We start from the raw sequence: 26,640 nt of genomic DNA, 5'->3' as shown, positions 1-26,640 counted from the left end.
TCGGGCCGCCTGCGCCACCGCAACGCCCCGATCTGTCACCAGCTTCACAGCCTCAAACTTGAACTCCTTCGTGAACTTCCGTCTTACCATGTCCGATCTCCAGGTCCTTGGTCACGATCTTATCTTCTCTTCGTGTCCACGAAACCGGCAGCAGGCCACCAGCCACGCTGTTCGTCCTCGTCTTCCTCGGCGGCAAGCTTAGCAAACTGTCCAGTTTCTGGGGACCACCTCACATCGTCGCCGGTCCCTCCGTAGAGGATGTTGCCCGATCCGCCCGAGCCGTAGAGCACGTCATTGCCCGCACCGCCGAACACCGTGTCGACGCCCGCGCCACCCGATATCGTGTCGTCGCCCTCGTGCCCGTAGATCAGGTCGTCGCCCGACGTGATCTTGTCGCCATCCGCGTCGATATAGCCGGTGGCCATGCTGTCGGCGCCGGACGTGCCGTCCACCGGCTGGATGAAATCGGCGAACTCGCGATAGCCGTCCATGTCGCCGGTGTTGGCGATGACCGAATGAAGCGTCATCGAGACGATCGGCTTGGCCGTCAGCGCGGACTGATCGGCATTCAGCGTCGTTTCAGGGGCCAGATAGGTGCGCCCGGACGTGTCCTGAAAGACGACCGCGGAAATCGTCGCGGTGGTGCCGTCGGCATAGGTCAGCGTCGCGTCATAGACCGCGACGGCGTCGAACTGCTGGTCGGGGCCCCCGTCGATGCGGAACGTGTCGTAGCCGCCCCCGTTGTCGATGTCGTAGGTGTTGTCATCGTCTTCGGACAGCCGGGTGGCGACCAGGGACTTGACCTGGCTGAACAGCGGATCCGTCGTGCTGCCATAGCTGCCCAGCAGGTCGGCCGCGTTCTCGGCGGTCTCGTTGCCCTGGATCGGGTCGATCCCGGGCAGCAGCCCGAGATAGATGACGTCGAAGCTGGTGGTCGGCATGATCCTTGGCCGGAGTCCTTTTAGGCACGGCAGGGGGGCGTTCGGGGTCCGACCATGGTGGAGAGAAGTTTCGGATGTCCTAATCTCGTCGGCCCGTCACGGGGACCGGACCTGCTGCCGGATCGCAGCCCGGCCCGTGCCGGGTGCGCTTGCGGTTCGGCAGATGCCCGGCGCGTCGCCGGGGCGATGTTGCCCGGTTGACGGGGCCGGGCCGGACTGGTCTTATCGAACATGTCAGGGGAGTCCCGCCAAGGGGACTGAGAGGCTGACGGCATGGCGACATGCGGCGACGCGACCCTTCGAACCTGACCCAGTTGATACTGGCGTAGGAAGACGAGGGCGCATGAACCCCGATCGGGGGAAATCGCCGGCCTTTCCTGCCTCATGTCGCAACGGGTCTTTCTGAGCATTTGCTTGAGGAGAGCCCAATGACCGACCACCCCAAGACCCTGACCTGCGGCGCGCTGCCCGCCTCGTCGAAGATCCACGTTGCCGGAACGCTTTACCCCGACCTGCGCGTGCCGATGCGGCGGATCGACCTCGACCCGTCCTCGGGCGAGCCGCCGCTGATCGTCTACGATGCCTCGGGCCCCTATACCGATCCCGATGCGGCCATCGACCCCGCCCGGGGCCTGCCCCCGATCCGCCTGCCCTGGATCGAGGCGCGCGGCGATACCCAGGCGCAGGACCCCCGCCCCATCGCGCCCGCCGATAACGGTTTTGCCGAAGGCGCGGCGCTTGCCCCCGAATTTCCCCTTCGCCCGCGGCCAAGGCGTGCCCGCTCGGGCGCGGTCACCCAGATGGCCTATGCCCGCCGCGGCATCATCACCGCCGAGATGGAGTTCGCCGCGATCCGCGAAAACCAGGGGCGCGCGGCGGCGGGCCTCCGCGACGGCCGGGACTGGGGCGCGGCCATTCCCGACGAGGTGACCCCCGACTTCGTCCGCGCCGAGATCGCCGCCGGCCGCGCGATCCTGCCCGCCAACATCAACCACCCAGAGCTTGAGCCGATGGTCATCGGCCGCAACTTCCTGACCAAGATCAACGCCAACATGGGCACCTCTGCCGTCACCTCGTCGATGCAGCAGGAAGTCGAGAAACTGGTCTGGGCGATCCGCTGGGGCGCGGACACGGTGATGGACCTGTCCACCGGGCGCAACATCCACAACACCCGCGAATGGATCCTGCGCAACGCGCCCGTCCCGATCGGCACGGTGCCGATCTACCAGGCGCTGGAAAAGGTCGGCGGTGTCCCCGAGGATCTGACATGGGACCTGTTCCGCGACACGCTGATCGAGCAGGCCGAACAGGGGGTGGATTATTTCACCATCCATGCCGGGCTCCGGCTGCACCACATCCCGCTGACCGTGGATCGCGTGACCGGCATCGTCAGCCGGGGCGGCTCGATCATGGCCAGATGGTGCCTCGCCCATCACCGCGAAAGCTTTCTTTACACGCATTTCGCCGAGATCTGCGCGATCTGCGCCGCCCATGACATCAGCCTGTCGCTGGGCGACGGGCTGCGGCCCGGCTCGATCGCCGATGCCAATGATGCCGCGCAATTCGCGGAACTGGAAACGCTGGGGGAACTGACGCGGATCGCCTGGGACCATGACGTTCAGGTGATGATCGAGGGGCCGGGCCATGTTCCCATGCACAAGATCAAGGAGAACATGGACAGGCAGCTGGCCCTGTGCGGCGGGGCGCCGTTCTACACGCTCGGCCCGCTGACCACCGACATCGCGCCGGGCTACGACCACATCACCTCGGCCATCGGGGCGGCGATGATCGGATGGTTCGGCACCGCGATGCTGTGCTATGTCACGCCCAAGGAGCACCTGGGCCTGCCCGACCGCGACGATGTCAAGACCGGCGTCATCGCCTACCGGATCGCCGCCCATGCCGCCGATCTGGCCAAGGGCCATCCCGCCGCGCGGGCCCGCGACGACGCGCTCAGCCGCGCCCGCTTCGCCTTTCGCTGGGAGGACCAGTTCAACCTTTCGCTCGACCCGGACACGGCGCGCGCCTTCCACGATGAAACGCTGCCGAAACAGGCGCACAAGCTGGCGCATTTCTGTTCCATGTGCGGGCCGAAATTCTGCTCGATGAAGATCAGCCAGGACATCCGCGACGCCGCGCGGGCGCAGGGCATGGCCGAGATGGCAGACCGGTTCCGGCAAACCGGCGCGCTCTACGTCCCGGTCGACAGCGACGGGAAGGACTAGACCCGTTCGCGGAATGCCGGTCCCGTCGTCGCGGCTGAGGATTTATTGCACATAATCTTGCTTATCCGAACTGGCGTTCGGGGGACAGGCTGAGGATGTCCCGGATCTTCCTGGCCGATCCCACTGGCGGATCCGGTCGAGGACGCGAGCAGACGCGTTGACGCAAGCCCGGCGCATCCGCTAACGAGGCGGCGATGGTTCCCGCGGCGTGGCTGGCCGGGGCTCCGGTCACCCTGATCGACGCCGCACCGATCCATCTTCGGGGGCGGCGATGTGCGGCGCCGTTCTGGGGCAGGGCAATCTGTCGGGCTGCGCACTGGCCATTGACGGCGTCTTCGGCCGGATTGACGGGCAACAGGTGGCCGCGCTTGCCGGTCGGGCCGCCGCCCTGGCCGAGATGCGTGCCGAGGGGTATCGCGGCGGGCTGCTGCCGCGCGGCACGTCAACCCGATGGCTTGCGGGGGTCTACGCGCTCTGCCTGTTCGGCCTTCCGCTTGCGGCGCTGCCGATTGTGCCGGGTGTGGCGCTGATCGGGGCGCAGGCCGGGCCGGGCAGTTTCTACGCGGTGATACCGCATCAGGTGATTGCGGCCGGGGCCGGGCTGGCCTTCGGGGCGGCTGGGCATGTGGCTGGGCATCCTGATCCGGCTGATCGGCGGGCGGGCCTATTGGGCGTATGGCTTGCAACGGGTGCAGGCGCGGGGCATCGCGCTGGCCGTGCTTCCCGCCGATACCGCCCCAAAGCGCCGCGATGAGCTGGTTTCCCGCACGCGCGCCGCTGCGGCAAAGGTAATGCACGATCACCGCGGGCAGCGCGATGGCGAGCGTGTTCGCGCCCAGCACCTTCAGCCCGCCCAAGCCGAGGAACACCGCCTGCAACGCCAACCCGACGAACAGTGCCGGGAAGGCGGCCGGGCCCGAGCCCGGCCAGACCGTTCAGGATCAGATGCACCGCGGACGGCCCGATCGGCACATGGATCAGCGAGGCCACGAAAAAGGCGGCCGAAAGAACCCCGGCGGCCGGGATCGTCCCGGCGGCAGGTATCTCAGCCCCAGCGCGATAGCGCCCGCCGCAAGGACCGCGCCCCCCAGTCGAGGTCGTGGGCGCGGATCCAGATCACCGCGTCCTGGCTGAGCTCCTTGCCCGCATGTTCGGCGTCCGGCCCGACGCCGAGCGCGGCAAAGCCCCACCAGCCCGCGCGCGGAATGCCGAAGGTGAAACAGCCGTTCCCGTCCGAGATCGCGACCACCGTGCCGCCCGGCATCGGGCGGGCATTGGGCTGTCCCGCGCGGCCCGTCGCCATGTCGGGTTCGGCCGCCATGAACTCGATCTCGATCTCGGCCCCCGCGACGGGAGTGCCGTCCGACATCACCCGCCCGGTGAAGGTCGAGCCCGCGATCACGTTGTAGGGCTTCACCATCGGCACGATCTCGGTCTTCAGCCCCTGCGGCTCGGTCCAGTCGGTGGGCATCTGGCCGCGGTTCAGATAGGTCTTGGTGATCTGCTGGATATAGACGCCCTCGGGCCCCTCGTAATAGGGGGCCGGAACCGTCACCAGGACGTAATCGCCCGCGCGTCTGACCGGCAGGATCCCGTCCCAGGCCATTGCCGCATTGCCCGCGCCGGCCAAGGTGGTCCGGATCAGGCTGCCCTTCAGGTCGATCCTCTCGCCGCGATGGATGGCGTAGAATTCCAGCGGTTCGGCCATGTCCATGACATGGCCATTCTCGAACGGATGCCAGAAGATCAGCTTTACCGGGACATCGCCCGGCCGGTCGATCAGCGCGTCGCCGGTATGGGACAGCTGGAAATGCGCCGACGCGAGGCCGGGCACGAGGGTCAGCGCAAGCGCCGCCGTCACAAGGTTGCCGTGGAAGAACAAGGGTCGTCTCCTTTCATCGGTTGCGGCAGGGCCGCGATCGGAAAGGACGAACGGGGATAAACGGCTCGAACGGGCCGGGACACGGCCGATCCGGGCCAGACGCACACCCCGGCGTCCGGTTGAAGCCGTGCCGGACAAGCGGCACGGGGGATCGGCAGGTCTCCTGGCTTGCGGGTCATCGCTTGGCTGGCCTTCCCGGGGGTCGCCCCAGTGGCATTCTCAGCCGCGCTCGCCGCTTACAGTTGCGGGGGCAGCCGCGGAATTGCCCGTTGCCGGGCGCACCGCGTTCCCTTTTCAGTTCCGGCCGCTTGCGCGGACGGAACAACCGATCACACCCTCGTCATGTCAGCGCGACACGGGGTTGTCAATCTCTCCGGACAGTCCCCGCCAGGCGGTTTGACGCGGGCGCCATTGCGGCCCATCCTGCGCCGGACAACGGACAGGGGGATGCCGATGACCGGGGCCGCGACACCTACCGACGACAATGCCCGCCACGCCGCCAAGATGGCCAGGCGCAAGGAAGCGAAAGACCGGGCGCTGGATGGAAAGACCGCCGACAAGGGGCTGCTCATCGTCCATACCGGCGCGGGCAAGGGCAAGTCCTCGGCCGGGTTCGGCATGATCCTTCGCTGCATCGCCCACGGGATGCCCTGCGCCGTGGTCCAGTTCGTCAAGGGCGCCCGGGACACCGGCGAGCGGCGCCTGCTGACCGAGTGTTTCGGCGATCTGTGCCAGTTCCACGCCATGGGCGAAGGCTTCACCTGGGAAACCCAGGACCGCGCCCGCGACATCGCCGCGGCCGAACGCGGCTGGCAGAAGGCGCAGGCCCTGATCCGCGACCCCGCAATCCGGATGGTCCTGCTGGACGAGATCAACATCGCGCTGCGCTACGGCTATCTGGATCCGGGCGAGGTGATCGCCTTCCTGCGCGACGCCAAGCCACCGCTGACCCATGTTGTCCTGACGGGCCGCAACGCCCCCGAGGCGCTGATCGAGGCGGCCGACCTGGTGACCGAGATGACGCTGGTCAAGCATCCGTTCCGCGCCGGGATCAAGGGCCAGCCGGGCGTGGAGTTCTGATCGGCCAGGGCGGTCGCGCGATGACGACAGGCCCGTTGCATCGCCCCGCCCGGAGTGCCATTCAGGGCGCCGTCCCGCCGCCTCCGGATCGCCGATGCCCCCTGCCCGTCCCCGCCCCCGCACGATGCCGCGACGCGCATGCGTGGCCGGGCATTTCGGCGAGCTGCTTCAGGGACGGCTCGGCCCGGACGGGCCGGTGGCCCTTGTCACCCTGCCCTGCCCCGTGCTGACGGTGACGGCCGAATGGCGGCCCGGGCCGGATTTCGGGCTGTGGCAGGGCGGGCGGGATGTGCTGACGCGCGGCCAGCTCGCGCGGCTCTGGCGGACGCTGCGCATGGACAGCCCGCGCGGGCGCCTTCACCTGCGCGCGGGGATGCCGCCCGGCGGCGGCGCCGGGGCCTCGACCGCCGCGCTGCTGGCCGCGCTGCGCTGCCTCGGTGGCGGCCCGCTGCCGCCCGAGGACGAGGCCGCGCTTTGCCTCGCGCTGGAAGGGGCCAGCGATCCCCTGATGCATCCCGCACCCGGACGGCTGATCTGGGCGCCGCGCGCGGGCCGGGTGCTGGCAGACCTGCCGCCGCTGCCCGCACTCGAGGTTCTGGGCGGTTTTTCCGGGCCGGGGCGGCGGACCGATCCGGGCGATACCCGCTTTGCCGATATCGCCGATCTGGCCGCCGAGATGCGGCAAGGCCCCGGGCGCGCCCGCCTCGGGGCGCTGGCCAGCGAAAGCGCGCGGCGCAACCATGCGCTGCGCGGCGGACCCGACCCGGCACCCGTGCTGGCCGCCGGACGGCAACTGGGCGCACTTGGCGTGGCCGCGGCCCATACCGGCGCGGCGCTGGGGCTGATCTTCGCGCCCGGCACGGTGCCGCAGGCAGCAGGCCCGGCCCTGCGCGCCCTGGGACTGTCCCGGCTGGTCCGCTTTCGCACCGGGGGGCGGGCATGAACGCGGCGGCGATGCTGATCGCGCTTGTGCTGGAGGGCGCCTTCGGATGGCCCGACCGGCTGCATGCCCGCATCGGTCATCCGGTCGCCTGGCTCGGCGCCCTGATCGACAGGCTGGAACGTCGATGGAACCGGCCCGGCGACAGCGACGGGCGGCGGCTTGTGCTGGGGGGCGTCGTGGTGGCGATCACCTTGGCGGCGGCGGTTCTGCCCGCACTGGCGCTGGCGGCCCTGATCCCCGGCGGCTGGGTGGGCGCGCTGCTGACCGGCCTTGTGGCCGCGCCGCTGGTGGCGGGGCGCAGCCTTCATGTCCATGTCGCGCGGGTGGCCCGTCCGCTGCTCGCGAGCGATCTGGCGGGTGCACGCGGCGCGGTGACGATGATCGTGGGGCGCGATCCCACGCGGCTGGGCGAGCCGGGCGTGGCGCGCGCGGCACTGGAAAGCCTGGCCGAGAATGCCTCGGACGGGGTGGTGGCGCCAGTCTTCTGGGGGGTGATCTTCGGGCTGCCCGGGATCGCGGGCTACAAGGCGATCAACACGCTGGACAGCATGATCGGGCACCGCAGCGACCGCCATCTGCATTTCGGCCGCATCGCCGCCCGGCTGGACGATCTGGCGAACCTGATCCCGGCGCGGCTGACCGGGCTGGCCTTCTGCGCGGTTGCGGGCCGTCCCCGGACCGCGCTGCGCGTGATGCTGCAAGACGCCCGCGCCCACCGCTCGCCCAATGCGGGCTGGCCCGAGGCGGCGATGGCGGGCGCGCTGGGGGTGCGGCTGTCGGGGCCGCGGGTCTATGGCGACCGCATCAGCGACGAGCCCTGGCTGAACGAGGCCGCCCCAGATCCGGCGCCGCGCGATCTGCGGCGGGGGCTGAGGCTTTACCTGCGGGCGATGGCGGGGCTGGCGCTGGCGCTTGCCGCGCTCGCTGCGTTCTGAGACGGGGCCGCGGATGACAGGCGAACGCGATCATGGCGGAGATCTGGCGGCGGCGGTCGCGCGGTTCGGGGGACGGCCCGAGGAGTGGATCGACCTGTCCACCGGCATCAACCGGGTCCCCTACCCCGTTCCGGCCATCTCTGCCGAGGCGTGGCGGTCCCTGCCCGGCCGCGCCGCACAGGACCGCCTGATCGCGGCGGCGCGGGGCGCCTACCGCAGCGACTGGCCGATCCTGCCGCTGGCGGGCGCGCAGGCGGCGATCCAGCTACTGCCGCCGCTTGCCCCCGATGGGCCGGTGCGGATCTTGACGCCGACCTATAACGAATATGCCGCCGTCCTGTCCCTGTCGGGCCATCCCGTCGCGCCGGTGGACCGGCCCGAGGCGCTGATCGGTGCCGGGCTGGCGGTTCTGGTCAATCCCAACAATCCCGACGGCCGCCGCCTTGCGCCCGAGGCGCTGCTCGCGATCGCAGGCCGGGTCGGGCTGCTGGTGGTGGACGAAAGCTTTGCCGACCCGCATCCGGACCTGTCGCTGCTGCCCGGACCCTGCACGGACAACGTGATCGTGCTGCGCTCCTTCGGCAAGTTCTACGGGCTGGCCGGGCTGCGGCTGGGCTTCGCCCTGGGGGCGCGGGCGCATCTGGACCGCATGGCGACAACGGCCGGGCCCTGGGCGGTGTCGGGCCCCGCGCTGGAGATCGGGGCGCACGCGCTTGGCGATGCCGACTGGCGCAGGGCCAGCATCGCCCGGCTGAGCGAGGACGCCGCCCGGGCCGACGCGCTGGCCCGGGCCGCGGGCTGGACCTGCATCGGCGGCAGCGCGCTTTTCCGGCTTTACGACACGCCCGACGCCACCGCCGCACAGGCCCGCCTGGCCCGTGCGCGCATCTGGTCGCGCATCTTCCCATGGTCGGCCCGCTGGCTGCGCCTCGGCCTGCCCGGAACCCCGGCGGAATGGGCGCGGCTGGGCGACGGCCTGGCCTGACGCGGTCCGCCGCCGCAAGGCGGACACCAAGCTCGGCCTTGATCGGGGTGGGATCATGCCCTTAGGCTTGCACAAGGTCGATGAGGGAGGTCGTGATGCGCGACATCGACCATGTGACGGAAATCGACCGCGTGCTGAAGGGCATCGCGACAGGCCGGGACGGCCTGGTGGCCGAGTCGTGGCGGCGCTGCGTCGAATCCTATGGCATGGACCCGACGCGCGCGGAGCCGGCCCATATCGTGACCGAGGCCGAACTGCGCGAGCATCGCGAACAGGCCGAGCGGCTGATTTCCATCGCGCGCTCGGGCTTGCAGGCGCTGTTCCGGCAGGTGGCGGGGCAGAACTACGTTCTGCTGCTGGCCGATGCCAAGGGCGTGACGGTCGATTTCTTCGGCGATCCCCGGTTCGAGGACGAGCTGCGCGGCGCCGGGCTTTATCTGGGTGCGGACTGGTCCGAGGATCTGGCGGGAACCTGCGGCGTGGGCTCCTGCATCGTGACGGGCGCGGCGGTCACGATCCACCAATGCGACCATTTCGGGCTGGCGCATACGCCGCTGTCCTGCACCGCCGCGCCGATCCGTGACACAAGCGGTGCGCTGGCGGCGGTGCTTGACATCTCGCTTCTGCGCTCGCCCACGCCCAAGGCCAGCCAGAACCTTGCGATGAACCTTGTGCGGGCCTCGGCCCGGCGGGTGGAGATGGCCAACCTGATGGCGATGACCCGGCGCGACTGGGTGTTGCGGTTTTCCGCAAGCCCCGAATTCCTGGAGGTCGATCCCGAGGCGGCGGTGGCGCTGGACGGATCGGGGCGGATCATCGGGCTGACGGGGGCGGCGCGCAGCTTCCTTGCGCCGAACGGCTCCGAAACGCCGCTGATCGGCCAGCGGATCGACGCGCTGATGGATCTGGCGGTGGACGACCTGCCCGAACTGATGCGCGGCCGCCCGACCGAGGAACGAGTCTTGCGGCTGAAGGACGGGCGGGGCTTGTTCGGTCATGCCATCGCCCCGCATGGCGCAATCGGCCAGGCCCGTCGGCGCACCGGCGACCTGCCCGGCGCGCTGTCGAGTTTCGCCGGTCCCGACCCGGCCTTGCAGCGCCTGCTGGCCGAGGCCGCGCGGCTGGCGCACACGCGGATCCCGCTTCTGATCTGCGGCGAGACCGGGACGGGCAAGGAACGGCTTGCCCGCGCGCTGCATGTCTGCGGGCCGGGGGAACGGCCGTTCCGCCATGTCGTCTGCGCCGGGTCCGGGCCGGCCGAGCTTGACGCGGCGCTGGCGGGTATCGGGGGCGATCCGGCCACGCTTTTTCTTGACGGCCCCGAGGATCTGGCCCCCGACGCGCAGGCCATGCTGGTGTCGGTCCTGACGAAACGGACGAACCTGCGCGCCATCTCGGCCAGCCGCGCCGATCTTGCAGGCGCCTGCGAGCAGGGCCGGTTTCGCCGCGACCTGTTCTTTCGGCTGGCGGGCATGACCCTGCGCCTGCCGCCCCTGCGCCACCGGCAGGATTTCGACTGGCTGCTGGAGCGGCTGCTGAGCCAGCGCAATGCGGGCGAGCGGCAGCTTTCGCCCGCGGCGCGCGCGGAACTCAAGGCGCGGCCCTGGCCGGGCAATATCCGCGAGCTGGAAAACGCGCTGGATGTCGCGATCGCGCTGGTCGAGGGCCGGGTGATCGACCTGTGCGATCTGCCGCCGCCCGCGCTTGCCGCGCCCGTCCCGCCCGATCCGGAGGACGATCTGCACGCGGTCCTTGCCGCCAGCGGCTGGAACATGGCGCGCGCGGCGCGGCGGCTGGGCGTGAACCGCTCGACCGTGATGCGTCGGGTCCGCAAGCTGGGGCTGGCGGCGCCGGGCTGAGCGTTGCGCCTGTTGCGTCCTGTTGCATGCGCAACGGCCGTGCCGCCCTTGGCGCACAACTGCGTCAGACTGTCGCGATTTCTCTGGTCAGCGCGCCCCGTCCTGCGGCAGCCTTCCGGGCGGGAGAACGACGAAACGGGAGGAAACACATGCTCGATTCAACCACGACCGATTCCGCGCGCGCTGTCCTGTCGGCCTTTGGCGAGGCGCTGGAACAGGGCGATATCGACCGCGCGGTGGGGATGTTCGCCGATGAATGCTACTGGCGCGACCTTGTGACATTCACATGGAACATCAAGACCGTAGAGGGCAAGCAACAGGTTGCCGACATGCTGCGCCACCAGCTTGCGACGACCAGGCCGCGCGGCTGGGACCTGGCCGAGCACGAGATCCCGACCGAAGCGGACGGCATCACCACCGCATGGATCACCTTCGAGACCGATCTTGCGCGCGGCTATGGCCTGATGCGGCTGAGGGACGGCCGGATCTGGACACTGCTGACCACGATGGTCGAACTCAAGGGCCATGAGGAACCCAGGGGCTTTGCCCGGCCGCTGGGCGCCAAGCATGGCGCGGGCAAGCACCGCACCACCTGGAAGGAGGAACGCGAGGCCGAGGAACGCGACCTGGGCTATACGAAACAGCCCTATGTGCTGATCGTGGGCGGCGGGCAGGGCGGCATCGCGCTTGGCGCGCGGCTGCGCCAGTTGGGCGTGCCCACCATCATCGTCGAGAAGAACGACCGCCCCGGCGACAGCTGGCGCAACCGCTACAAGTCGCTCTGCCTGCATGACCCGGTCTGGTACGACCACCTGCCCTATATCAAGTTCCCCGAGAACTGGCCCGTCTTCAGCCCCAAGGACAAGATCGGCGACTGGCTGGAAATGTATACCAAGGTGATGGAGCTGAACTACTGGACGCGCACCACCTGCAAATCCGCCGGTTATGACGAGGCCGCGAAGGAATGGACCGTCGTGGTGGACCGCGACGGCGAGGAAGTCACGCTGAAGCCGAAGCAACTGGTGCTGGCCACCGGCATGTCGGGCAAGCCGAACATGCCCGGCTTTCCGGGGATGGAGAAATTCCGCGGCGACCAGCACCATTCCAGCAAGCATCCCGGCCCCGACGCCTATCGCGGCAAGAAATGCGTGATCGTCGGCTCGAACAACTCGGCCCATGACATCGCCGCGGCGCTGTGGGAGCATGATGCCGACGTGACCATGGTGCAGCGGTCCTCGACCCATATCGTGCGATCGGACACGCTGATGGAGATCGGGCTGGGCGGGCTTTATTCCGAGGAAGCCGTGCAGAACGGCATGACCACGGAAAAGGCCGACCTGATCTTTGCCTCGATCCCCTATGCGATCCTGCACGAGTTCCAGATCCCGCTCTACGAACAGATGAAGGAACGCGACAAGGAGTTCTACGACGGGCTGGAAAAGGCCGGGTTCCAGTTGGACTGGGGCACCGATGGCTCGGGGCTGTTCATGAAATACCTGCGCCGCGGGTCGGGCTATTACATCGACATCGGGGCGAGCCAGCTTATCATCGACGGGCAGATCAAGCTGGCCCATGGCCAGGTGCGCGAGGTGGTCGAGGACGGGCTGATCCTTGAGGACGGCACGAAGATTGAGGCCGATCTGATCGTCTATGCCACCGGCTACGGCTCGATGAACGGCTGGGCGGCGGACCTGATCGGGCAGGACGTGGCCGACAAGGTGGGCAAGTGCTGGGGTCTTGGGTCCGACACGCCCAAGGATCCCGGCCCGTGGGAAGGCGAGCAGCGCAACATGTGGAAGCCGACCCAACAGGAAGGGCTGTGGTTCCATGGCGGCAACCTGCACCAGTCGCGCCATTACTCCCAGTTCCTTGCGCTGCAACTCAAGGCCCGGATGGAGGGGCTGCCGGTCGCGGTCTACGGGCTTCAGACGGTGCATCACCTCGGCTGACACGAGGCGCGCCCGGGTCCCTGCGACCCGGGCCGACCCAACGGAAAGGAGACAGAGATGACCGACAAGACCATGCGCGCCGCCGTCTGGTACAAGGCCCGCGATCTGCGCGTCGAGGACGTACCCTTCCCCGAACTCACCGATCCGCATGCGGTGCGTGTCAAGGTGGCGGCCTGCGGCATCTGCGGCAGCGACCTGCACGAATATGCCGCCGGGCCCATCTTCATCCCCGTCGATGCCCCGCACCCGATCAGCGGCCAGCAGGCACCCATCGTCATGGGCCACGAATTCGCCGGAGAGGTGGTCGAGGTGGGCGCCAAGGTGACCAGGGTAAAGCCTGGCGACCGGGTGGCGATCGAGCCGATCCTGTCGCCCAACCGCGACGGCGCCTATCTGATGGAGCGCTACAACCTGAGCCCGCTTCTGGGCTTTCACGGGCTGTCGGGCGGCGGCGGCGGGTTTTCGCAATTCACCGTGGTCGGCGAGCACATGCTGCACCGGATGCCGGACGATCTGTCCTGGGAACAGGGCGCGCTGGTGGAACCGGCCGCCGTCGCGCTGCATGCGGTGCGCCAGAGCGGGCTGAAGGCAGGCGACAGCGCCGCGGTCTTCGGCACGGGGCCGATCGGGCTGATGGTGATCGAGGCGCTCAAGGCTGCCGGGGCGGCCAGCATCCATGCCGTCGAAACCTCGGACGTGCGGCGGGCCAAGGCGCAGGATCTGGGCGCGACGGTGCACAACCCGGCCGATGGCGACGTGGTCGAGGCGATCCACGCGGCCTCGTCGGGCGGGGTCGATTTCGCCTTCGAGGTCACGGGCGTGCCCTCGGTGCTGTCGCAATGCATCGACGCGACCCATCCCGGCGGCGAGGTCGTGATCGTCAGCATCTGGGAAAGCAACGCGTCCTTCCAGCCCAACGCGCTGGTCATCAAGGAACGCACGATGCGCGGGATCATCGCCTATCGCCATGTCTACCCGGCGGTCATGGCCCTGATGCAGCGGGGTTATTTCCGGGCCGAGGATCTGGTGACCGACCGGATCGCGCTGGATGACGTGGTCGGGAAGGGGTTCGAGCAATTGCTGAACGACAAGTCCCAGATCAAGATCATGGTCACTCCGCCGGGCTGACGGGCGCATGCCCGGTCCTTCGCGCCCCCCCCCCCGCGCCGGGCACCGGTTCCGGCGCGGGGCGCTTCCCTTCCCGCCTTGCCAGAGGCGGCAGGCCATGCCCGGCCGGGTTGAAGCCGCGGGCAACCCATGATACCCATACCCCCTATAGGTATCACAGCCCACCCGACCCGCCATGTCCCATCTCATCCATGACAAGGCCCGCACGCTGGCCCGCATCCGCCGCCTCAAGGGCCAGGTCGAGGCGATCGAGCGCGCGGTCGAGGAAGAGAAGGACTGCGGCGCGATCCTGCATCTGGTCGCTTCGGTCCGGGGCGCGATGAGCGGGCTCACGACCGACCTGATCGAGGCGCATCTCGCCCACCATGTCCGCGATGTCGAGGATGCCGAGGCGCGTCGGCAAGGGTCCGAGGATCTGGTCGCCGTCCTGCGCAGCTATCTGAAATAGGATCGCCGATGCACGACCATGCCCATCCACAGCCCCCCGGCCCCGCCCCGGAGGACGGGCATGATCACGTCTTCCTCGGGCCGAACCACGACCGGAACGCGCGCCGCACCTGGATCGTGATCGCCATCACGGCCACGATGATGGTGGTCGAGATCGCGGCGGGCACGATCTATGGCTCGATGGCGCTTGTGGCGGATGGCTGGCACATGTCCACCCATGCCGCCGCGCTGTCGATCACCGCGCTGGCCTATGGCTATGCCCGCCGCCACGCCCGCAACCCGCGCTTCAGCTTCGGCACCGGCAAGATCGGCGATCTGGCGGGGTTCGGCTCGGCGGTGGTGCTGTTGATCGTCGCGCTGCTGATCGGCTGGGAAAGCCTGGTGCGGCTGATCGAACCGGTCCAGATCGACTTCACCCAGGCGACCATCGTGGCGGTGATCGGGCTGGCGGTGAATCTCGGCTGCGCGCTCCTGCTGCGCGAGGGACATGACCACCACCATGGCCACGCACACCCTGCCGCCCCCGACAACAACCTGCGCGCGGCCTACCTGCACGTTCTGGCCGATGCGCTGACCTCGGTGCTGGCCATCGGCGCGCTGCTGGCGGGGCGGGCCTATGGCTGGGTCTGGCTCGATCCGCTGATCGGCGTCGTCGGCGCGCTGGTGATCGCGCGCTGGTCCTGGGGGCTGATGAAACAGGCGGGCCGCGTCCTGGTCGACTACCTGCCCGAGGACGAGGACCTGCCTGCCGAGATCCGCGCCGCGCTGGAAGGCGAGGATACCCGCATCACCGACCTGCATGTCTGGCAACTGGGCCCCGGCCACCACGGCGCCATCGTGGCGATCCGCGCAAGCGACCCGCTCGCCCCCTCGGCCTACCGCGCCCGGCTTGGCCATCTCCGCGATCTCTCGCATGTCTCGATAGAGGTCGAGCAGGCCAGATAGACCCTCCGTTCGGACAAGGCGGGGCGCGGACAGGCCGAGCAGTCAGGCCGACCAAACTGCCGGTGATCGGTATTCTTTTCGATCCGGCCCTTGCAATCTGCTGACAGCTCCACCAAGTGTATCTGGCTGACGTTATTCTCTTTCGAACCTCTGCCTCCGTTCACCCGGCTCTCAGTTGATCGATCAGGACTGACTTTGCCGGGCTGCCGCATCCAGCGGGCAGCACAGAAACAGGAGACCACGGTTATGGCCAATGGCACCGTGAAATGGTTCAACTCAACCAAAGGCTTCGGCTTCATCGCTCCCTCGACGGGTGGCAAGGACGTGTTCGTCCACATCTCCGCGGTCGAGCGCGCCGGTCTGACCGGTCTGGCCGATGACCAGAAGGTGACCTACGACGTCGAACATGGCCGCGATGGCCGCGAAAGCGCGAGCAATCTCGTTCTCGCCTGAAGACCGAAGCGTAGGGCGTCGCATGCGCGGCCCTGCGCTTTCCTCGATCCAGGATTTCGCTCCCTCCCGCCGCGGCGGAAGGGCCTCGATCCTCGGCAAAGGGTGGGCCGGACAACGGCCCCCCGCATTGCCGATGAACCATTGGTCGGATCAGACGCGGAGCTTCGTTGACCCCCGTTTGTAACAGGAAGGGGAAACGCATGCGCACGAAAGAGCCCCAGTTTCGGCTGACCTCACAGGAGACCAAGGCCGAAGCCACGACGCGCATCGCGCGCGAGATCCTTCGCTCCGAGGCCGAGGAACGCCAGAACAAGACGGCCGCCCTGAAAGCGGCCCGCCTTGCACGGCAAGCCGCGGAAGACGCCGCGCCCGTTGCCCCCAAATCCCGCAAGGCCACCTTGCCCGGTTCGTGATGCGCGACGCGGGCTTGCGCCCCCGGTTCGCACCTTGGCATCGCCCCCCACCCGACAGGTTCGACCTTGCGCCCTGGCTGGTCGCGACGGACGCTGTCATGCGGCCGTCACCGTTCCGTCACATCGCGCGCGTAGTCCGGTTTCTCTCGGAGAAGATTCCGGAGTCCGGCCATGTCCAGGATCGAGAGCGACACGCAGGCGACGGCCGGGCGGGACGAGGCGCGGCGCTTGCATGCTGCCGTCTCGGCGCTGCGCGCCGATGTCGAGAACCGCGCCGCCCGCCTGCTGACCGAGTGGTCCCTGCCGCCCGGTGATGGGGTTTTCTGCGACTGCATGGGCAATCTGGCGGCCTGGCTGGCGCTGCGCCAGACCGATCTGGGCCCGCTGCAGGCGCCGCTCGCCGCGCTGGGTCTGTCCTCGCTCGGGCGCTGCGAAGCGCATGTGCTGGCCTCTATCGACGCGGTTCTGGCGACGCTGGCGATCCTTGCCGACGTCCCGGGGCACCGCCATCCCCCCGCCCGGACGCTGGCCGCGGCCGAGACCCTGCTGGCCGAGCGGCGCGACGCGCTGTTCGGCGCGGCCCGGCTGGACAGCCCCTCGACCCGGGTGATGGTCACCCTGCCGTCCGAGGCCGCGGACGAGCCGTTCCTGGTCGAGGAAATCGTGGCCGCCGGGGCCGATTGCCTGCGGATCAATACCGCCCATGACAGCCCCGAGGCCTGGGCGCGCATGGCGGCGAATATCCGGGCCGCAGCAACCGCGACCGGGCGGCGGGTGCCGCTGATGATGGACCTCGCCGGGCCCAAGCTGCGCATCCTCGCCGTCAGCAGCCGCGAGAAGATTCGCCTGCATCCCGGCGACCGCTTTGCGCTTGCCGCCGACCTGCCCGTCGGGGTCCAGGGCCGCACCCAGCCCCTGACCGCGACCCTGTCCCATCCGCAAATCCTTGACCGCCTCGCCCCCGGCGACACGGTCTGGATCGACGATGGCGTCCTGCGCGCGCGCGTGCTGGCCCGCCACGGCACCCGGGTCGAGCTTGAGGTCACCCAGGCCCGGGCCAAGGGCGGGCGGCTCAAGCCCGACAAGGGCGTCAACCTGCCCGGCCGCAGCCTCGATCTGCCCGCCCTGACCGCTGCGGATCGCGACCATCTGGGCACGGTGCTGGATCTGGCCGATATCGTCGGCTTCTCCTTCGTGCAGACGGTCGGGGATGTGCGCGACCTGATCGCCGCGCTGACCGAGGCCGCCGGGGACCGACCGCTTCCCGCGGTGGTGCTCAAGATCGAGACGCCGCTTGCGGTCGCGAACCTGCCCTGGCTGATCGTCGCCGCGGGCGCCCGGCTGCCGGTCGCGGTGATGATCGCGCGCGGCGATCTGGCCGTCGAGATCGGGCTGGACCGGCTGTCCGAGATCCAGGAGGAAATCCTGTGGCTCTGCGAGGCCGCGCGCGTGCCCGTGGTCTGGGCCACCCAGGTGCTGGAAGGGCTGCTGAAGGAGGGCGTGGCCAGCCGCGCCGAGGCGACCGACGCGGCGATGGCGCAGCGCGCCGATTGCGTGATGCTGAACAAGGGGCCGCATGTGATCGAGGGCGTGCATTTCCTGCGCGATGTGCTGCGCCGGATGGACCGCCACCAGCACAAGAAGACCCCTCGCATGGGCCGCCTGAACGCCTGGACCCGGCACGATCCCGCCACCCCCGATCCCGAACGCGAACCGGCGGACCGGCCCTGAGGCAGGCGGGGCCGCGGCAAGGCCACGCACAAGGGGCTTCTGTAATATGCGCGACACAACGCGCCGCTAGGCTGCGGGTTCAGAAACTTGGGGGCGTCATGTTTTCTCTCGAAGGTCAGACCGCGCTGGTGGTCGGGATTGCGAATGACCAGTCCATCGCCTGGGGCTGCGCCAGGGCGTTGAAGGCGCAGGGCGCGAAACTGGCCGTTACCTGGCTGAACGACAAGGCCGAACCCCATGTCCGGCCGCTGGCCGAGGATCTGGGCGCAGAGATCGTCGCCCCGCTGGACGTGCGCGACGCGGACCAGATGGACGCGCTCTTCGCCCAGATCGCGCAGAAATGGGGCCACCTGGACACGCTGTTGCATTCCATCGCCTTCTGCCCGCGCGACGACCTGCATGGACGGGTCGTCGATTGCTCGGCCGAGGGGTTCGGCCTGGCCATGGACATCTCGGTGCATTCCTTCCTGCGGATGATCCGCCGCGCCGAACCGCTGATGCCCGAGGGCGGCACCTGCATCACGGTGTCCTTCCAGGGGGCGTCCCGCGTGGTCGAGCATTACAACATCATGGGTCCGGTCAAGGCCGCGCTGGAATCGGCGGTGCGCTATGCCGCCGCCGAGCTGGGGCCCAAGCGGATCTCGGTCCACGCACTCAGCCCCGGACCGCTGGCCACGCGGGCGGCCTCGGGCATCGCCGAGTTCGACGAATTGCTGGATTCGGCGGCGCGGCGCGCGCCCACCCATCATCTGGCCACGATCGACGATGTCGGCGCCTATTGCGCCTTTCTTGCCAGCCGGGAGGCATCGAACGTCACCGGCGGGGTTCATCCCATCGACGGCGGCTATTCCATCGTCGCCTGAAGGAGCGCGCAATGACCCGAAAAACCCACCGCAAGTCAGAGTATGACCCGTCGGACATGCTGGGCACCCTCGTAAGCGGCACCGGCGAACTGACCTGGGACCGGCTTGGCCAGGCGGGGGCGCAGGCCGACGCGGCCTTTGAAAACGCCGACCTGCTGCGCCGGGTGGCCGCGCGCCACGGCGATACGATCTTCCACGACCATTCCAGGCGCGCCCGCAAGCTTGCCGAAGATGTCGGCGGCCTCGTGTCCAGGGCGCGCGAACCCGGTTCCGAGCTGACGCCCGCCCGGATCGCCACCCATTATCGCGACTACCTGCGCGACGCGGCCGAACGCTGGGTGCTGATGATGGACGTGCTGCGCCAGCGCGGCGACATCTTCCGCGCGCATGAGGAGGCGGGCTGTCCGCCCGTTCTGATCTACGACTACGAGGTGATCGTCGATGGCGCCACGCTCGACCATCCCTGCAATTACCAGCTGCTGCGGATCGTTCCGCCCGAGGGCGTCGAGGTGCGCGAGGACAAGCGCCCCTATATCATCATCGACCCGCGCGCGGGCCATGGCGGCGGCATCGGCGGGTTCAAGCCCGACAGCCAGGTCGGCGTAGCGCTCAAGAACGGCCACCCGGTCTATTTCGTCGCCTTCAAGCGCGACCCCGAGCCCGGCCAGACGCTGGCCGATGTCACCCGCGCCGAGGCCGAATTCGTCCGCGAGGTGACCCGCCGCCACCCGAACGCGTCCAAGCCCGTGATCACCGGCAACTGCCAGGGCGGTTGGGCCACGCTGCTGCTGGCGGCCACGAATCCCGACCTGACGGGACCCATCGTGCTGAACGGCGCCCCGGCCGCGACCTGGTCGGGCGAGGTGGGCCGTCACCCGATGCGCTACAATGGCGGCCTGCTCGGCGGCACCTGGCAGCCGATGCTGTGGTCTGATCTCGGCGGGGGCAAGTTCGACGGCGCGAACCTGGTGATGAATTTCGAGATGCTGAACCCGGGACGCACCTGGTTCCGCAAGTATTACGACATGTTCGCCAGCGTCGACGACGACACCGCCATCCAGCGGTTCCTCGAATTCGAACGCTGGTGGGGCGGCTTCTTCATGCTGAACGAGCCCGAGATCCGCTGGATCGTCGAACAGCTCTTCATCGGCAACCGGCTGACCAAGAACACCGCGATGCTGGAACCCGGCCGCCTTGTCGACATCAAGGCGATCCGGGCGCCCATCATCGTCTTCGCCAGCCATGGCGACAACATCACGCCGCCGCAACAGGCGCTCAACTGGATCCTCGACGCCTATGCGAATGTGGACGAGATCCGCATCCGCGGTCAGCGCATCGTCTACATGGTCCACGAAGAGGTGGGGCATCTGGGCATCTTCGTCTCCTCCAAGATCGCCAGGAAAGAACATGCCGAGGTGTCCTCGACGCTCAAGACCATCGAGGCGCTGGCGCCGGGCCTCTACGAGATGAAGATCGACGCGACCGAAGGAAAGGGACAGGACAAGAAATTCCTCGTCTCCTTCGCCGAACGCAGCTTCGAGGATCTCGGCAAGCTGTCGGGCGACCGCTCCGAAGAGGACGCCTTCGCCGCCGTCAGCCGCGCCAGCCGGATGCAGTCCGAAGCCTATGACACTCTGGTCCGGCCCGTGCTGCGGACCATGGTCAGCCCCGAGATCGCCGAGGCCACGCGCAAGTTCCACCCGCTGCGCACGCAACGCGCCGGGATGTCCTCGCTGAACCCCGCGCTGGCCCCGATCACCGCCGCCGCGCAAAGGGTGCGTGAGGACCGCAACAGGGCCGCACCCGACAACCCCTTTCTTCACATGGAGAAATTCGCGGCCGACATCACCGAGCAATGGATCGACCTGGCCCGGGACATGCGCGATGCGGCCTATGAACTGACCTTCTTCGCGATGTGGAACAACCCCTGGGCGCGGGCCTTCGGCGCCCCCGAGGCGGTGCGGCGCACCCGCAAGACGGTCGAGGAATTGCGCGCGCTGCCGATGGTGCAGACGGTGCTGTCCTACATGGACCAGGGCGGCTTCGTCGAGGCGGTGATCCGGATGCTGGTGCTGTTGGCCGAAAGCCGGGGCGCGGTGCGCCGCGACCGGCTGGAACGCTCGGCGCGGGTGCTGAACAAGGATGCTCCCTTCGCCACGCTGCCGATGGATTCGCGCGCCCGGATCATCCACGAACAGACCCTGATCGTGACCTATGACCCCGAGGGCGCGATCGCCACGCTGCCCCATCTGCTGAAGGACCCGGCAGAGCGCGAGCTGGCCTGCCGCGTGGCGCAATACGTCCCCGGCCCGATCGACGAGATGGCGCCCCACACGCTGGAGATGCTGAACCGTTTCCGCGCGGTGCTGGACCTGCCCCCGGTGATGGGCGACGTGCCGGACGACCCGCTGGCCCCGGCACAGCAGGCCCCGCGCCCCGCGCCGCCGCGCCGCAGGACCGCAGAAAACCCGGCGGCCGAATGACGCATCAGGCCACCCGGTCCCGCGCCGGGATCGCGCGCCGGGACGCCCGGCGAGTGCCCTGAACCGCACCCGACAGACCCACAGCCCAGGAGAGGCCCGCGTGAAACGAGCACTGAAGCCCGAAGAGGCCGCCGAGATGATCCCCGAAGGCGCGGTGTTGCTGATCGGGGGGTTCATGGGGGTGGGCTCGCCCCACCGGCTGATTGACGCCATCGTGGCGCGCGGCGTGGGCGGGCTGACCCTCGTCAACAACGACACCTGCCGCCCGGGCGAGGGCGTGGGCAAGCTGATCGACGCCGGGCTGGTCGACAAGGCCATCGTCAGCCATATCGGCCTGAACCCCGTCACCCAGCAGAAGATGATCTCCGGCGAGATGGAAGTCGAGCTGGTCCCTCAGGGCACGCTGGTCGAGCGCATCCGCGCCGGTGGCGTCGGGCTGGGCGGCGTGCTGACCCCGACGGGCGTGGGCACGCTGGTCGAAGAGGGCAAGCGGGTCATCGAGATCGACGGGCGCAAGTTCCTGCTGGAACGGCCGATCCGCGGCGATTTCGCCCTGCTGGACGCGCGACATGCCGATTACGTCGGCAATCTCGAATACAGTCTGACCGCGCACAATTTCAACCCGGTCATGGCGCTGGCCGCCGACACGGTGATCGCCGAGCCGCATCACATCATGCCGGTAGGCGTGATCTCCCCCGACGCGGTCAAGACGCCGGGGGTGCTGGTCGATTACCTGCTGGAAAGGGCGCATTGATGGACGCCAAGGAAATCATCGCCCGCCGCGTCGCGCAGGAGCTTCGCGCAGGCATGCTGGTCAATCTCGGCATCGGCCTGCCCTCGATGGTGGCCAGCTTCGTTCCCGATGGCCTGCAGGTCTTCTTCCAGGCGGAAAACGGCGTGATCGGCCTCGGCTCCCGCCCGCCCGAGGGGATGGAGGACCGCGACCTGACCGATGCGGGCGGCGGCTTCGTGACCGCCGTTCCGGGCGCCGCCTCGATCGACAGCGCGATGAGCTTCGGACTGATCCGCGGCGGCCATCTGGACATGACCGTGTTGGGCGGGTTGCAGGTGGATGAAAAGGGGCACCTTGCCAACTGGATGGTGCCCGGCAAGATGGTGCCCGGCATGGGCGGCGCGATGGACCTTGTCACGGGCGCGAAGCGCGTGGTGGTGGCGATGGTCCATTCGGCAAAAGGCGCGCCCAAGATCGTGCCGGAATGCACCCTGCCCCTGACCGCCGCCCGCCGGGTCAGCCTGATCGTGACCGAGATGGCGGTGATCGAACCCACCGATGACGGGCTGGTGCTTCGCGAAACCGGCCCGGGTGTCAGCGTCGAGGACATCCGCGCGGCCACGACGGCCACCCTGATCGTTCCCGACGATCTGGGCCGGATGAGCTTCGACTGAGGCGAAGACAGGTTCCCGACCCGCCGCGCCCGCCGACGGCCGATGATCGGGCGCGGACGAGTCAACGCGGCACGCCGATGGTCCGCTGGCCGACATATCGGCCGAACGCCGCCATCGACCCGCGCAGCGGACCGAGGAGCGTCACCCAATGAAAGGGACTGGAGGCGAGTGCCGGAATCGAACCGGCGTACACGGATTTGCAATCCGTCGATAGTCTTTATATTTCAGTGGCTTAAATGCAAACCGCGCCGTCCTCGCGTTTCCAAAAATCAATACCTTACGGCGAGGTGCGCAAACTGGACCCTACCTTTCTGAGTGGCCGTGATCCGCCGAAAGATAAGTCGCCAGTATCCTATCTCTTGCATCTGTGACGGGGACCCCTCTCTGGCTCACGTTGCACCTGTTCGATGGCTCCAAGCCGCGTGACCAGTCCTCGAATGACCCTCGGCCATGCGGCGCTAGAACCACCGCGGCCCATCTGTCAATCGAAGGCGAGTGCGACCATGGCGGCGAGGTGCTCGACGGGAGAATAGATCAAGACCGTGTTCTCATCGGGTTGGGCGATGAAGGAGCCCGGCGACCCGACCGCCGTCATCACCCTCCGTGTGGTCTCCGATGACCAGTAGGGCATGCAAAGCTCGGGAAGGCCCAAGTCGTTGCGAGCGCCATCGGGCAACGGACTTGCCGTCCAGCTGCCCGTATTGGTCCAACTGGCCGGGGGCATGGGGCCCGCATCCTCCGCAAGGCGAACGATTGCAAATACGCAGTTTTCACTCAAATCACTCGGATCGAGGTCGATGTACTTCCGGCTTTCAATCGTCTCGGCATAGGCGATGCGGTCCCTGAAATACTCCTCGCCAAAGGCCCGGTTCTCGACTGATGACCAATTCACCACTTAGAGTAGGAAGCCGCAGAGAAGAACCAAGAGAAACGCTATCCCGGCGAGGACGAAAAAACCAATGAGGCGCAAGAAACCCAGTACTGCCCTCTGCATCAGTTAGTCCTCTTCCGGTTCTCGTTCAGGGTAGGGTTGCGTTTCGATGTGTGTCGCGCGGCCCGGGCCTGCTCCCGGTGGAAACAGGGGGCCTTCGCCACCCCGCGGGGCGCGGGCGGCATAGGCGTCCATCTTCGCGAGGCCGGCCTCGATCCTGGCGATGGCGGCCTGGCCGCCGGGGGTCGAGGGCTTGGACCGGATATCGGCCAAGGTGGCCAGAATACGGGAACGGCGATCGGACATGGGCATCTCCTTTACTGTCGAATGGGGCAGTTTCGAGGCGCGCCCCGGGAAAACCCCGGAGCGGCGCCTTCAGGCCGCGTTCTGTTTCGCGGGCTTGCTCGACCAAGCCGCGAGCACGGCCCAGATCATGCTCATCGGCCAGATCAGCAGGAGGCCGAGGCCCGCGGTGATCGGGCCGATGATCAGCGCGAGGACGATCATCGCGATGCCGCCGCCGACCGTGGCGTAGAGCAGCCCCAGCGGGCCGAAGAGGAAGGCGAGGAGGAAGGCGGCGAGGATGCTCTTGGGCTTCTCGGGCACGACAACGTTGATCGTCATGGGCGACTGGGGCGCGGCGGGCGGCGCGGAAACCGCGGTTTCGGTGGCCTCGGGCTTGTCGTGGATATCGGACATCGAAGGACCTCTTGATCGGTTGAATATGAGGGAAGTCGCGGGCGGCCCAGGCGCATGACAGGAAATCCGGAAAAAATTCGGCCGGGTCCGGAAAACCTGCCGGCCGCGCCCGGGCCGCTGCCGGGGATCGTGTCAGGAGCCGCCGTCCAAGGCTCGGTGACGCTTCACGGCGCGGATGCCGAGGTCGCGGAGCCAGCTCCTTTGCTTCTCGCGCAGGATGATCCGCTCCCCGAAGAGCTGCGCCCTGTCGATCTGCTGAGCAACAAAGCCGCAGGATCTCGACTCGTGGCGCTCGAGATCCTCGAAGATCACGTCGAGCGCCAGGATGATGTCGCACCAGATGCGGGTATCGGCATTGTCGGGCTCCGCGTCGAAGGCCCGGGCCTCGAGGGCTTCGATGGCCGCCTGTCGTTCCCGGGCGGCCCGCAGCTGCGCCGGCCGCTGGGCCAGCAGGGCGGCCCGGCGGTCACATTCCGCCAGGGCGTGATGGACGCGGTCGTCGAGTGCCGTGTCCAAGAGAGAAATGCCGCTGAAGACACCATTGCCGGGAAATTGCGTGTCGCTCTCGCGGCCGGTAGCGAGGTTCCGCACATGGGCCATCGAGATCAGGGCGGGATCGTCGCTCTCCTTCACGGACAGGATCTCGAACTCGGCCTCACCGCGCGGCGTGTCCTTCGTGAACCGCGTGCCGATGAAGTCGGTCGGCGCGAGAAGGTCGCGGGCCTGGATGAAGATCCGGATCGGCGTCTATGGGAAGAGATCTACAGCTCGCTCCAGCCGACCTAGAGGCGCCAGGTGACCGGGCCCGGCCGACACCGATCCTTCTGCCGTGAATTTCGCCCGCCAAGGCAGGCTCATGCCCGAAACCGATGATCTAGGAAGGGACAGAACCATGCCGTCTCTGAATGACATCCGCGCGCGTGCGATCGCGCTTCGCAAGGAGAGATCTCCTCTGGCGTCCACGCTGACCACGCTTCTCGGAGACCTCGACACCCGCGCCAGGAACTTCAATCCGGCGCGGGACCTCGCGGAGGCCGAGATCGGCGCCGAGATCAGGTCCACCCTGAAGAAGGTGGACGAGAACATCGCGCTCTACGAGGCGCGCGGAATCTCCGAGCAGACGGTCTGGAAGTGGCGCAAGCGGGACGACGTCCATGACCGGAGCCACACGCCGCAGCGGCTGCAGACGACGCTGACGCCGGCGCAGGAGGCCGTGGCGGTCGCGCTGCGGACGACGCTTCTGTTGCCGCTCGACGATCTGCTCTCGGTGGTTCGCGAGTTCCTCAACCCGAACGTCTCGCGCTCCGGGCTCGACCGTTGCCTTCGGCGGCATGGCGTGTCCCGGCTGCAGGACCTGAAGCCGAAGGCGCCGAGACCCGCGCACAAGCCCTTCAAGGCATACGAGCCCGGTTACCTGCACGTGGACGTGAAATACCTGCCGCAGATGGCCGACGAGGAGCGGCGTCGCTACCTGTTCGTGGCGATCGACCGCGCCACCCGCTGGGTCTTCGTCCGCATCTACCCGGCCAAGACGGCGGCCAACGCGCGGCGCTTCCTGCGCGACCTGGAGCGCGCCGCGCCGATGAAGATCACACGCGTGCTCACCGACAACGGCAAGGAGTTCACCGACCGGCTGTTCGGTCTCCGCCGCCGCCCGGCGACCGGAACCCACGACTTCGACCGTCTTTGCGCCGACCTCGGCATCGAGCATCGGCTGGCCCCGCCGATGCGGCCGCAGACGAACGGCATGGTCGAGAGGTTCAACGGCCGAATCGAGGATGTCTTGCAGAGCCACCGCTTCCGCTCCGGCGAGGATCTGGAGCAGACGATCCTGCGCTACGTCCGGCTCTACAACGGCCAGCTCCCGCAATCCGTGCTGAAAGGACGAACGCCCATCGACGCCCTCAAGGACTGGCATCAACACAAGCCAGAGCTCTTCAAGAAGCGACCGTACAATCATCCGGGATGGGACACCTAGGGCGACGGAGATGGCTCGCTGCGCATCTTCAGGCCGCGCAGGAACGCCTTCGCGAGCCGCTTTGCGTCCGGACCGGCGCGATGCGGCACTGGCGTCCGGTCGAGCCTCTCGTAGAGGCAGTCGAGCGCATGCTCATGCCCATGGCAGGCCGAGGCAGCGATCAGGTGTAAACGGTGTTTTGCCCCCACCTTCCTGTGATTTTTCCGTTCTGCGAGTCCGTCCCTGTTGTTTGGCATGGGTGGAGTTTCTCCATGGAGACTATGACGGAGTTTCTCAGTTCACTTGGCGTGGTGATCTACGAGGACGGGCGGCGGCGCTGGCCGGATGAGGTGAAGGCGCGGGTTGTGGCGGAGACGCTGCTGC

Annotated in this window: 25 protein-coding genes, 1 tRNA gene, 2 pseudogenes and 2 riboswitches; of the genes and pseudogenes, 20 read left to right on the top strand and 8 right to left on the bottom strand. The window is 68.2% G+C overall.

The window, feature by feature from the left end:
• Together NHN26_RS15865 and NHN26_RS17545 are read right to left on the bottom strand one after the other, a co-directional pair.
• A partial coding sequence (locus tag NHN26_RS15865; RefSeq protein ID WP_253088457.1) for a transposase occupies positions 1 to 90 on the bottom strand: 90 nt, incomplete at its 3' end.
• Between the two features lie 29 nt (positions 91 to 119).
• Complete coding sequence (locus NHN26_RS17545) at positions 120 to 941, bottom strand: calcium-binding protein (RefSeq protein WP_290443001.1); 822 nt, start codon at positions 939 to 941, stop codon at positions 120 to 122.
• A 226-nt stretch (positions 942 to 1,167) separates the two neighbouring features.
• Positions 1,168 to 1,290, top strand: a riboswitch (TPP riboswitch).
• 79 nt (positions 1,291 to 1,369) lie between these two features.
• Between NHN26_RS17545 and thiC the strand changes: the two genes are divergently transcribed.
• Together thiC and NHN26_RS17755 are read left to right on the top strand one after the other, a co-directional pair.
• Positions 1,370 to 3,166: a phosphomethylpyrimidine synthase ThiC gene (gene thiC, locus NHN26_RS15855; RefSeq protein WP_253090322.1), complete on the top strand. Its 1,797-nt coding sequence runs from the start codon at positions 1,370 to 1,372 to the stop codon at positions 3,164 to 3,166.
• Positions 3,167 to 3,437: 271 nt separating this feature from the next.
• Positions 3,438 to 3,734 (top strand): annotated as a pseudogene (locus NHN26_RS17755) (hypothetical protein); the annotation flags it as partial.
• A 154-nt stretch (positions 3,735 to 3,888) separates the two neighbouring features.
• Here NHN26_RS17755 and NHN26_RS15845 read toward each other — a convergent pair.
• Both NHN26_RS15845 and NHN26_RS15840 read right to left on the bottom strand, forming a co-directional pair.
• Positions 3,889 to 4,281 (bottom strand): annotated as a pseudogene (locus NHN26_RS15845) (energy-coupling factor ABC transporter permease); the annotation flags it as partial.
• Entirely contained in the window at positions 4,212 to 5,048 is an 837-nt protein-coding gene (locus NHN26_RS15840) for a DUF4198 domain-containing protein (protein ID WP_253090321.1), read from the bottom strand. The gene NHN26_RS15840 and the pseudogene NHN26_RS15845, both read right to left, overlap by 70 nt.
• A 136-nt stretch (positions 5,049 to 5,184) precedes the next feature.
• Positions 5,185 to 5,393, bottom strand: a riboswitch (cobalamin riboswitch).
• Between the two features lie 108 nt (positions 5,394 to 5,501).
• Here NHN26_RS15840 and cobO point away from each other — a divergent pair.
• From cobO to NHN26_RS15760, 16 genes are all read left to right on the top strand, one after another.
• Positions 5,502 to 6,128 carry a cob(I)yrinic acid a,c-diamide adenosyltransferase gene (gene cobO, locus NHN26_RS15835; protein WP_253090320.1) on the top strand — a complete coding sequence of 209 codons (627 nt, stop codon included), beginning with the start codon at positions 5,502 to 5,504 and terminating at the stop codon, positions 6,126 to 6,128.
• 124 nt (positions 6,129 to 6,252) lie between these two features.
• Positions 6,253 to 7,071 carry a propanediol utilization protein gene (locus NHN26_RS15830; RefSeq protein WP_253090319.1) on the top strand — a complete coding sequence of 273 codons (819 nt, stop codon included), beginning with the start codon at positions 6,253 to 6,255 and terminating at the stop codon, positions 7,069 to 7,071.
• Between the two features lie 11 nt (positions 7,072 to 7,082).
• A complete protein-coding gene (gene cbiB, locus NHN26_RS15825; protein WP_435594216.1) occupies positions 7,083 to 8,006 on the top strand; it encodes an adenosylcobinamide-phosphate synthase CbiB in 924 nt (307 codons plus the stop codon).
• Between the two features lie 13 nt (positions 8,007 to 8,019).
• Complete coding sequence (cobD, locus tag NHN26_RS15820) at positions 8,020 to 8,991, top strand: threonine-phosphate decarboxylase CobD (RefSeq protein WP_253090317.1); 972 nt, start codon at positions 8,020 to 8,022, stop codon at positions 8,989 to 8,991.
• Positions 8,992 to 9,086: 95 nt separating this feature from the next.
• Positions 9,087 to 10,850, top strand: a complete 1,764-nt coding sequence (locus tag NHN26_RS15815; RefSeq protein WP_253090316.1) for a sigma-54-dependent Fis family transcriptional regulator — start codon at positions 9,087 to 9,089, stop codon at positions 10,848 to 10,850.
• A gap of 149 nt (positions 10,851 to 10,999) precedes the next feature.
• Positions 11,000 to 12,799: an NAD(P)/FAD-dependent oxidoreductase gene (locus tag NHN26_RS15810; protein ID WP_253090315.1), complete on the top strand. Its 1,800-nt coding sequence runs from the start codon at positions 11,000 to 11,002 to the stop codon at positions 12,797 to 12,799.
• A gap of 57 nt (positions 12,800 to 12,856) precedes the next feature.
• A complete protein-coding gene (locus tag NHN26_RS15805; RefSeq protein ID WP_290443000.1) occupies positions 12,857 to 13,927 on the top strand; it encodes a 2,3-butanediol dehydrogenase in 1,071 nt (356 codons plus the stop codon).
• Between the two features lie 175 nt (positions 13,928 to 14,102).
• Positions 14,103 to 14,375, top strand: a complete 273-nt coding sequence (locus NHN26_RS15800) for a metal/formaldehyde-sensitive transcriptional repressor (RefSeq protein ID WP_253090314.1) — start codon at positions 14,103 to 14,105, stop codon at positions 14,373 to 14,375.
• Between the two features lie 8 nt (positions 14,376 to 14,383).
• Complete coding sequence (dmeF, locus tag NHN26_RS15795; protein ID WP_253090313.1) at positions 14,384 to 15,319, top strand: CDF family Co(II)/Ni(II) efflux transporter DmeF; 936 nt, start codon at positions 14,384 to 14,386, stop codon at positions 15,317 to 15,319.
• A gap of 246 nt (positions 15,320 to 15,565) precedes the next feature.
• Complete coding sequence (locus NHN26_RS15790; protein ID WP_253090312.1) at positions 15,566 to 15,772, top strand: cold-shock protein; 207 nt, start codon at positions 15,566 to 15,568, stop codon at positions 15,770 to 15,772.
• Positions 15,773 to 15,972: 200 nt separating this feature from the next.
• Positions 15,973 to 16,185, top strand: a complete 213-nt coding sequence (locus NHN26_RS15785) for a hypothetical protein (protein WP_253090311.1) — start codon at positions 15,973 to 15,975, stop codon at positions 16,183 to 16,185.
• A 171-nt stretch (positions 16,186 to 16,356) separates the two neighbouring features.
• Complete coding sequence (locus NHN26_RS15780; protein ID WP_253090310.1) at positions 16,357 to 17,916, top strand: pyruvate kinase; 1,560 nt, start codon at positions 16,357 to 16,359, stop codon at positions 17,914 to 17,916.
• 98 nt (positions 17,917 to 18,014) lie between these two features.
• Complete coding sequence (gene fabI, locus NHN26_RS15775) at positions 18,015 to 18,779, top strand: enoyl-ACP reductase FabI (RefSeq protein WP_253090309.1); 765 nt, start codon at positions 18,015 to 18,017, stop codon at positions 18,777 to 18,779.
• Between the two features lie 11 nt (positions 18,780 to 18,790).
• Complete coding sequence (locus NHN26_RS15770; RefSeq protein ID WP_253090308.1) at positions 18,791 to 21,262, top strand: DUF3141 domain-containing protein; 2,472 nt, start codon at positions 18,791 to 18,793, stop codon at positions 21,260 to 21,262.
• Positions 21,263 to 21,362: 100 nt separating this feature from the next.
• Positions 21,363 to 22,016 (top strand): 3-oxoacid CoA-transferase subunit A, encoded by a 654-nt coding sequence (locus NHN26_RS15765; protein WP_253090307.1) that lies wholly within the window; start codon positions 21,363 to 21,365, stop codon positions 22,014 to 22,016.
• On the top strand, positions 22,016 to 22,669 hold the full coding sequence (locus tag NHN26_RS15760) for a 3-oxoacid CoA-transferase subunit B (RefSeq protein ID WP_253090306.1): 654 nt from the start codon (positions 22,016 to 22,018) through the stop codon (positions 22,667 to 22,669). The genes NHN26_RS15765 and NHN26_RS15760 overlap by 1 nt, the downstream gene beginning before the upstream one ends.
• Before the next feature lie 159 nt (positions 22,670 to 22,828).
• Here NHN26_RS15760 and NHN26_RS15755 read toward each other — a convergent pair.
• From NHN26_RS15755 to NHN26_RS15740, 4 genes are all read right to left on the bottom strand, one after another.
• Positions 22,829 to 22,919 (bottom strand) — tRNA-Cys (locus NHN26_RS15755).
• A gap of 231 nt (positions 22,920 to 23,150) precedes the next feature.
• On the bottom strand, positions 23,151 to 23,564 hold the full coding sequence (locus NHN26_RS15750; RefSeq protein WP_253090305.1) for a hypothetical protein: 414 nt from the start codon (positions 23,562 to 23,564) through the stop codon (positions 23,151 to 23,153).
• A 102-nt stretch (positions 23,565 to 23,666) separates the two neighbouring features.
• Positions 23,667 to 23,906, bottom strand: a complete 240-nt coding sequence (locus tag NHN26_RS15745) for a hypothetical protein (RefSeq protein ID WP_253090304.1) — start codon at positions 23,904 to 23,906, stop codon at positions 23,667 to 23,669.
• 69 nt (positions 23,907 to 23,975) lie between these two features.
• On the bottom strand, positions 23,976 to 24,299 hold the full coding sequence (locus tag NHN26_RS15740) for a hypothetical protein (RefSeq protein ID WP_253090303.1): 324 nt from the start codon (positions 24,297 to 24,299) through the stop codon (positions 23,976 to 23,978).
• A 54-nt stretch (positions 24,300 to 24,353) separates the two neighbouring features.
• Here NHN26_RS15740 and NHN26_RS15735 point away from each other — a divergent pair, with 54 nt between their 5' ends.
• Positions 24,354 to 25,085 carry a hypothetical protein gene (locus tag NHN26_RS15735; protein WP_253090302.1) on the top strand — a complete coding sequence of 244 codons (732 nt, stop codon included), beginning with the start codon at positions 24,354 to 24,356 and terminating at the stop codon, positions 25,083 to 25,085.
• Between the two features lie 106 nt (positions 25,086 to 25,191).
• A complete protein-coding gene (locus tag NHN26_RS15730) occupies positions 25,192 to 26,277 on the top strand; it encodes an IS481 family transposase (protein WP_253090301.1) in 1,086 nt (361 codons plus the stop codon).
• Positions 26,278 to 26,640: the final 363 nt, after the last annotated feature.

It is taken from the genome of Rhodovulum tesquicola (assembly GCF_024128855.1).
Classification (GTDB): Bacteria; Pseudomonadota; Alphaproteobacteria; order Rhodobacterales; family Rhodobacteraceae; genus Rhodovulum; species Rhodovulum tesquicola.
This window is presented reverse-complemented; position numbering and strand designations above follow the sequence as displayed.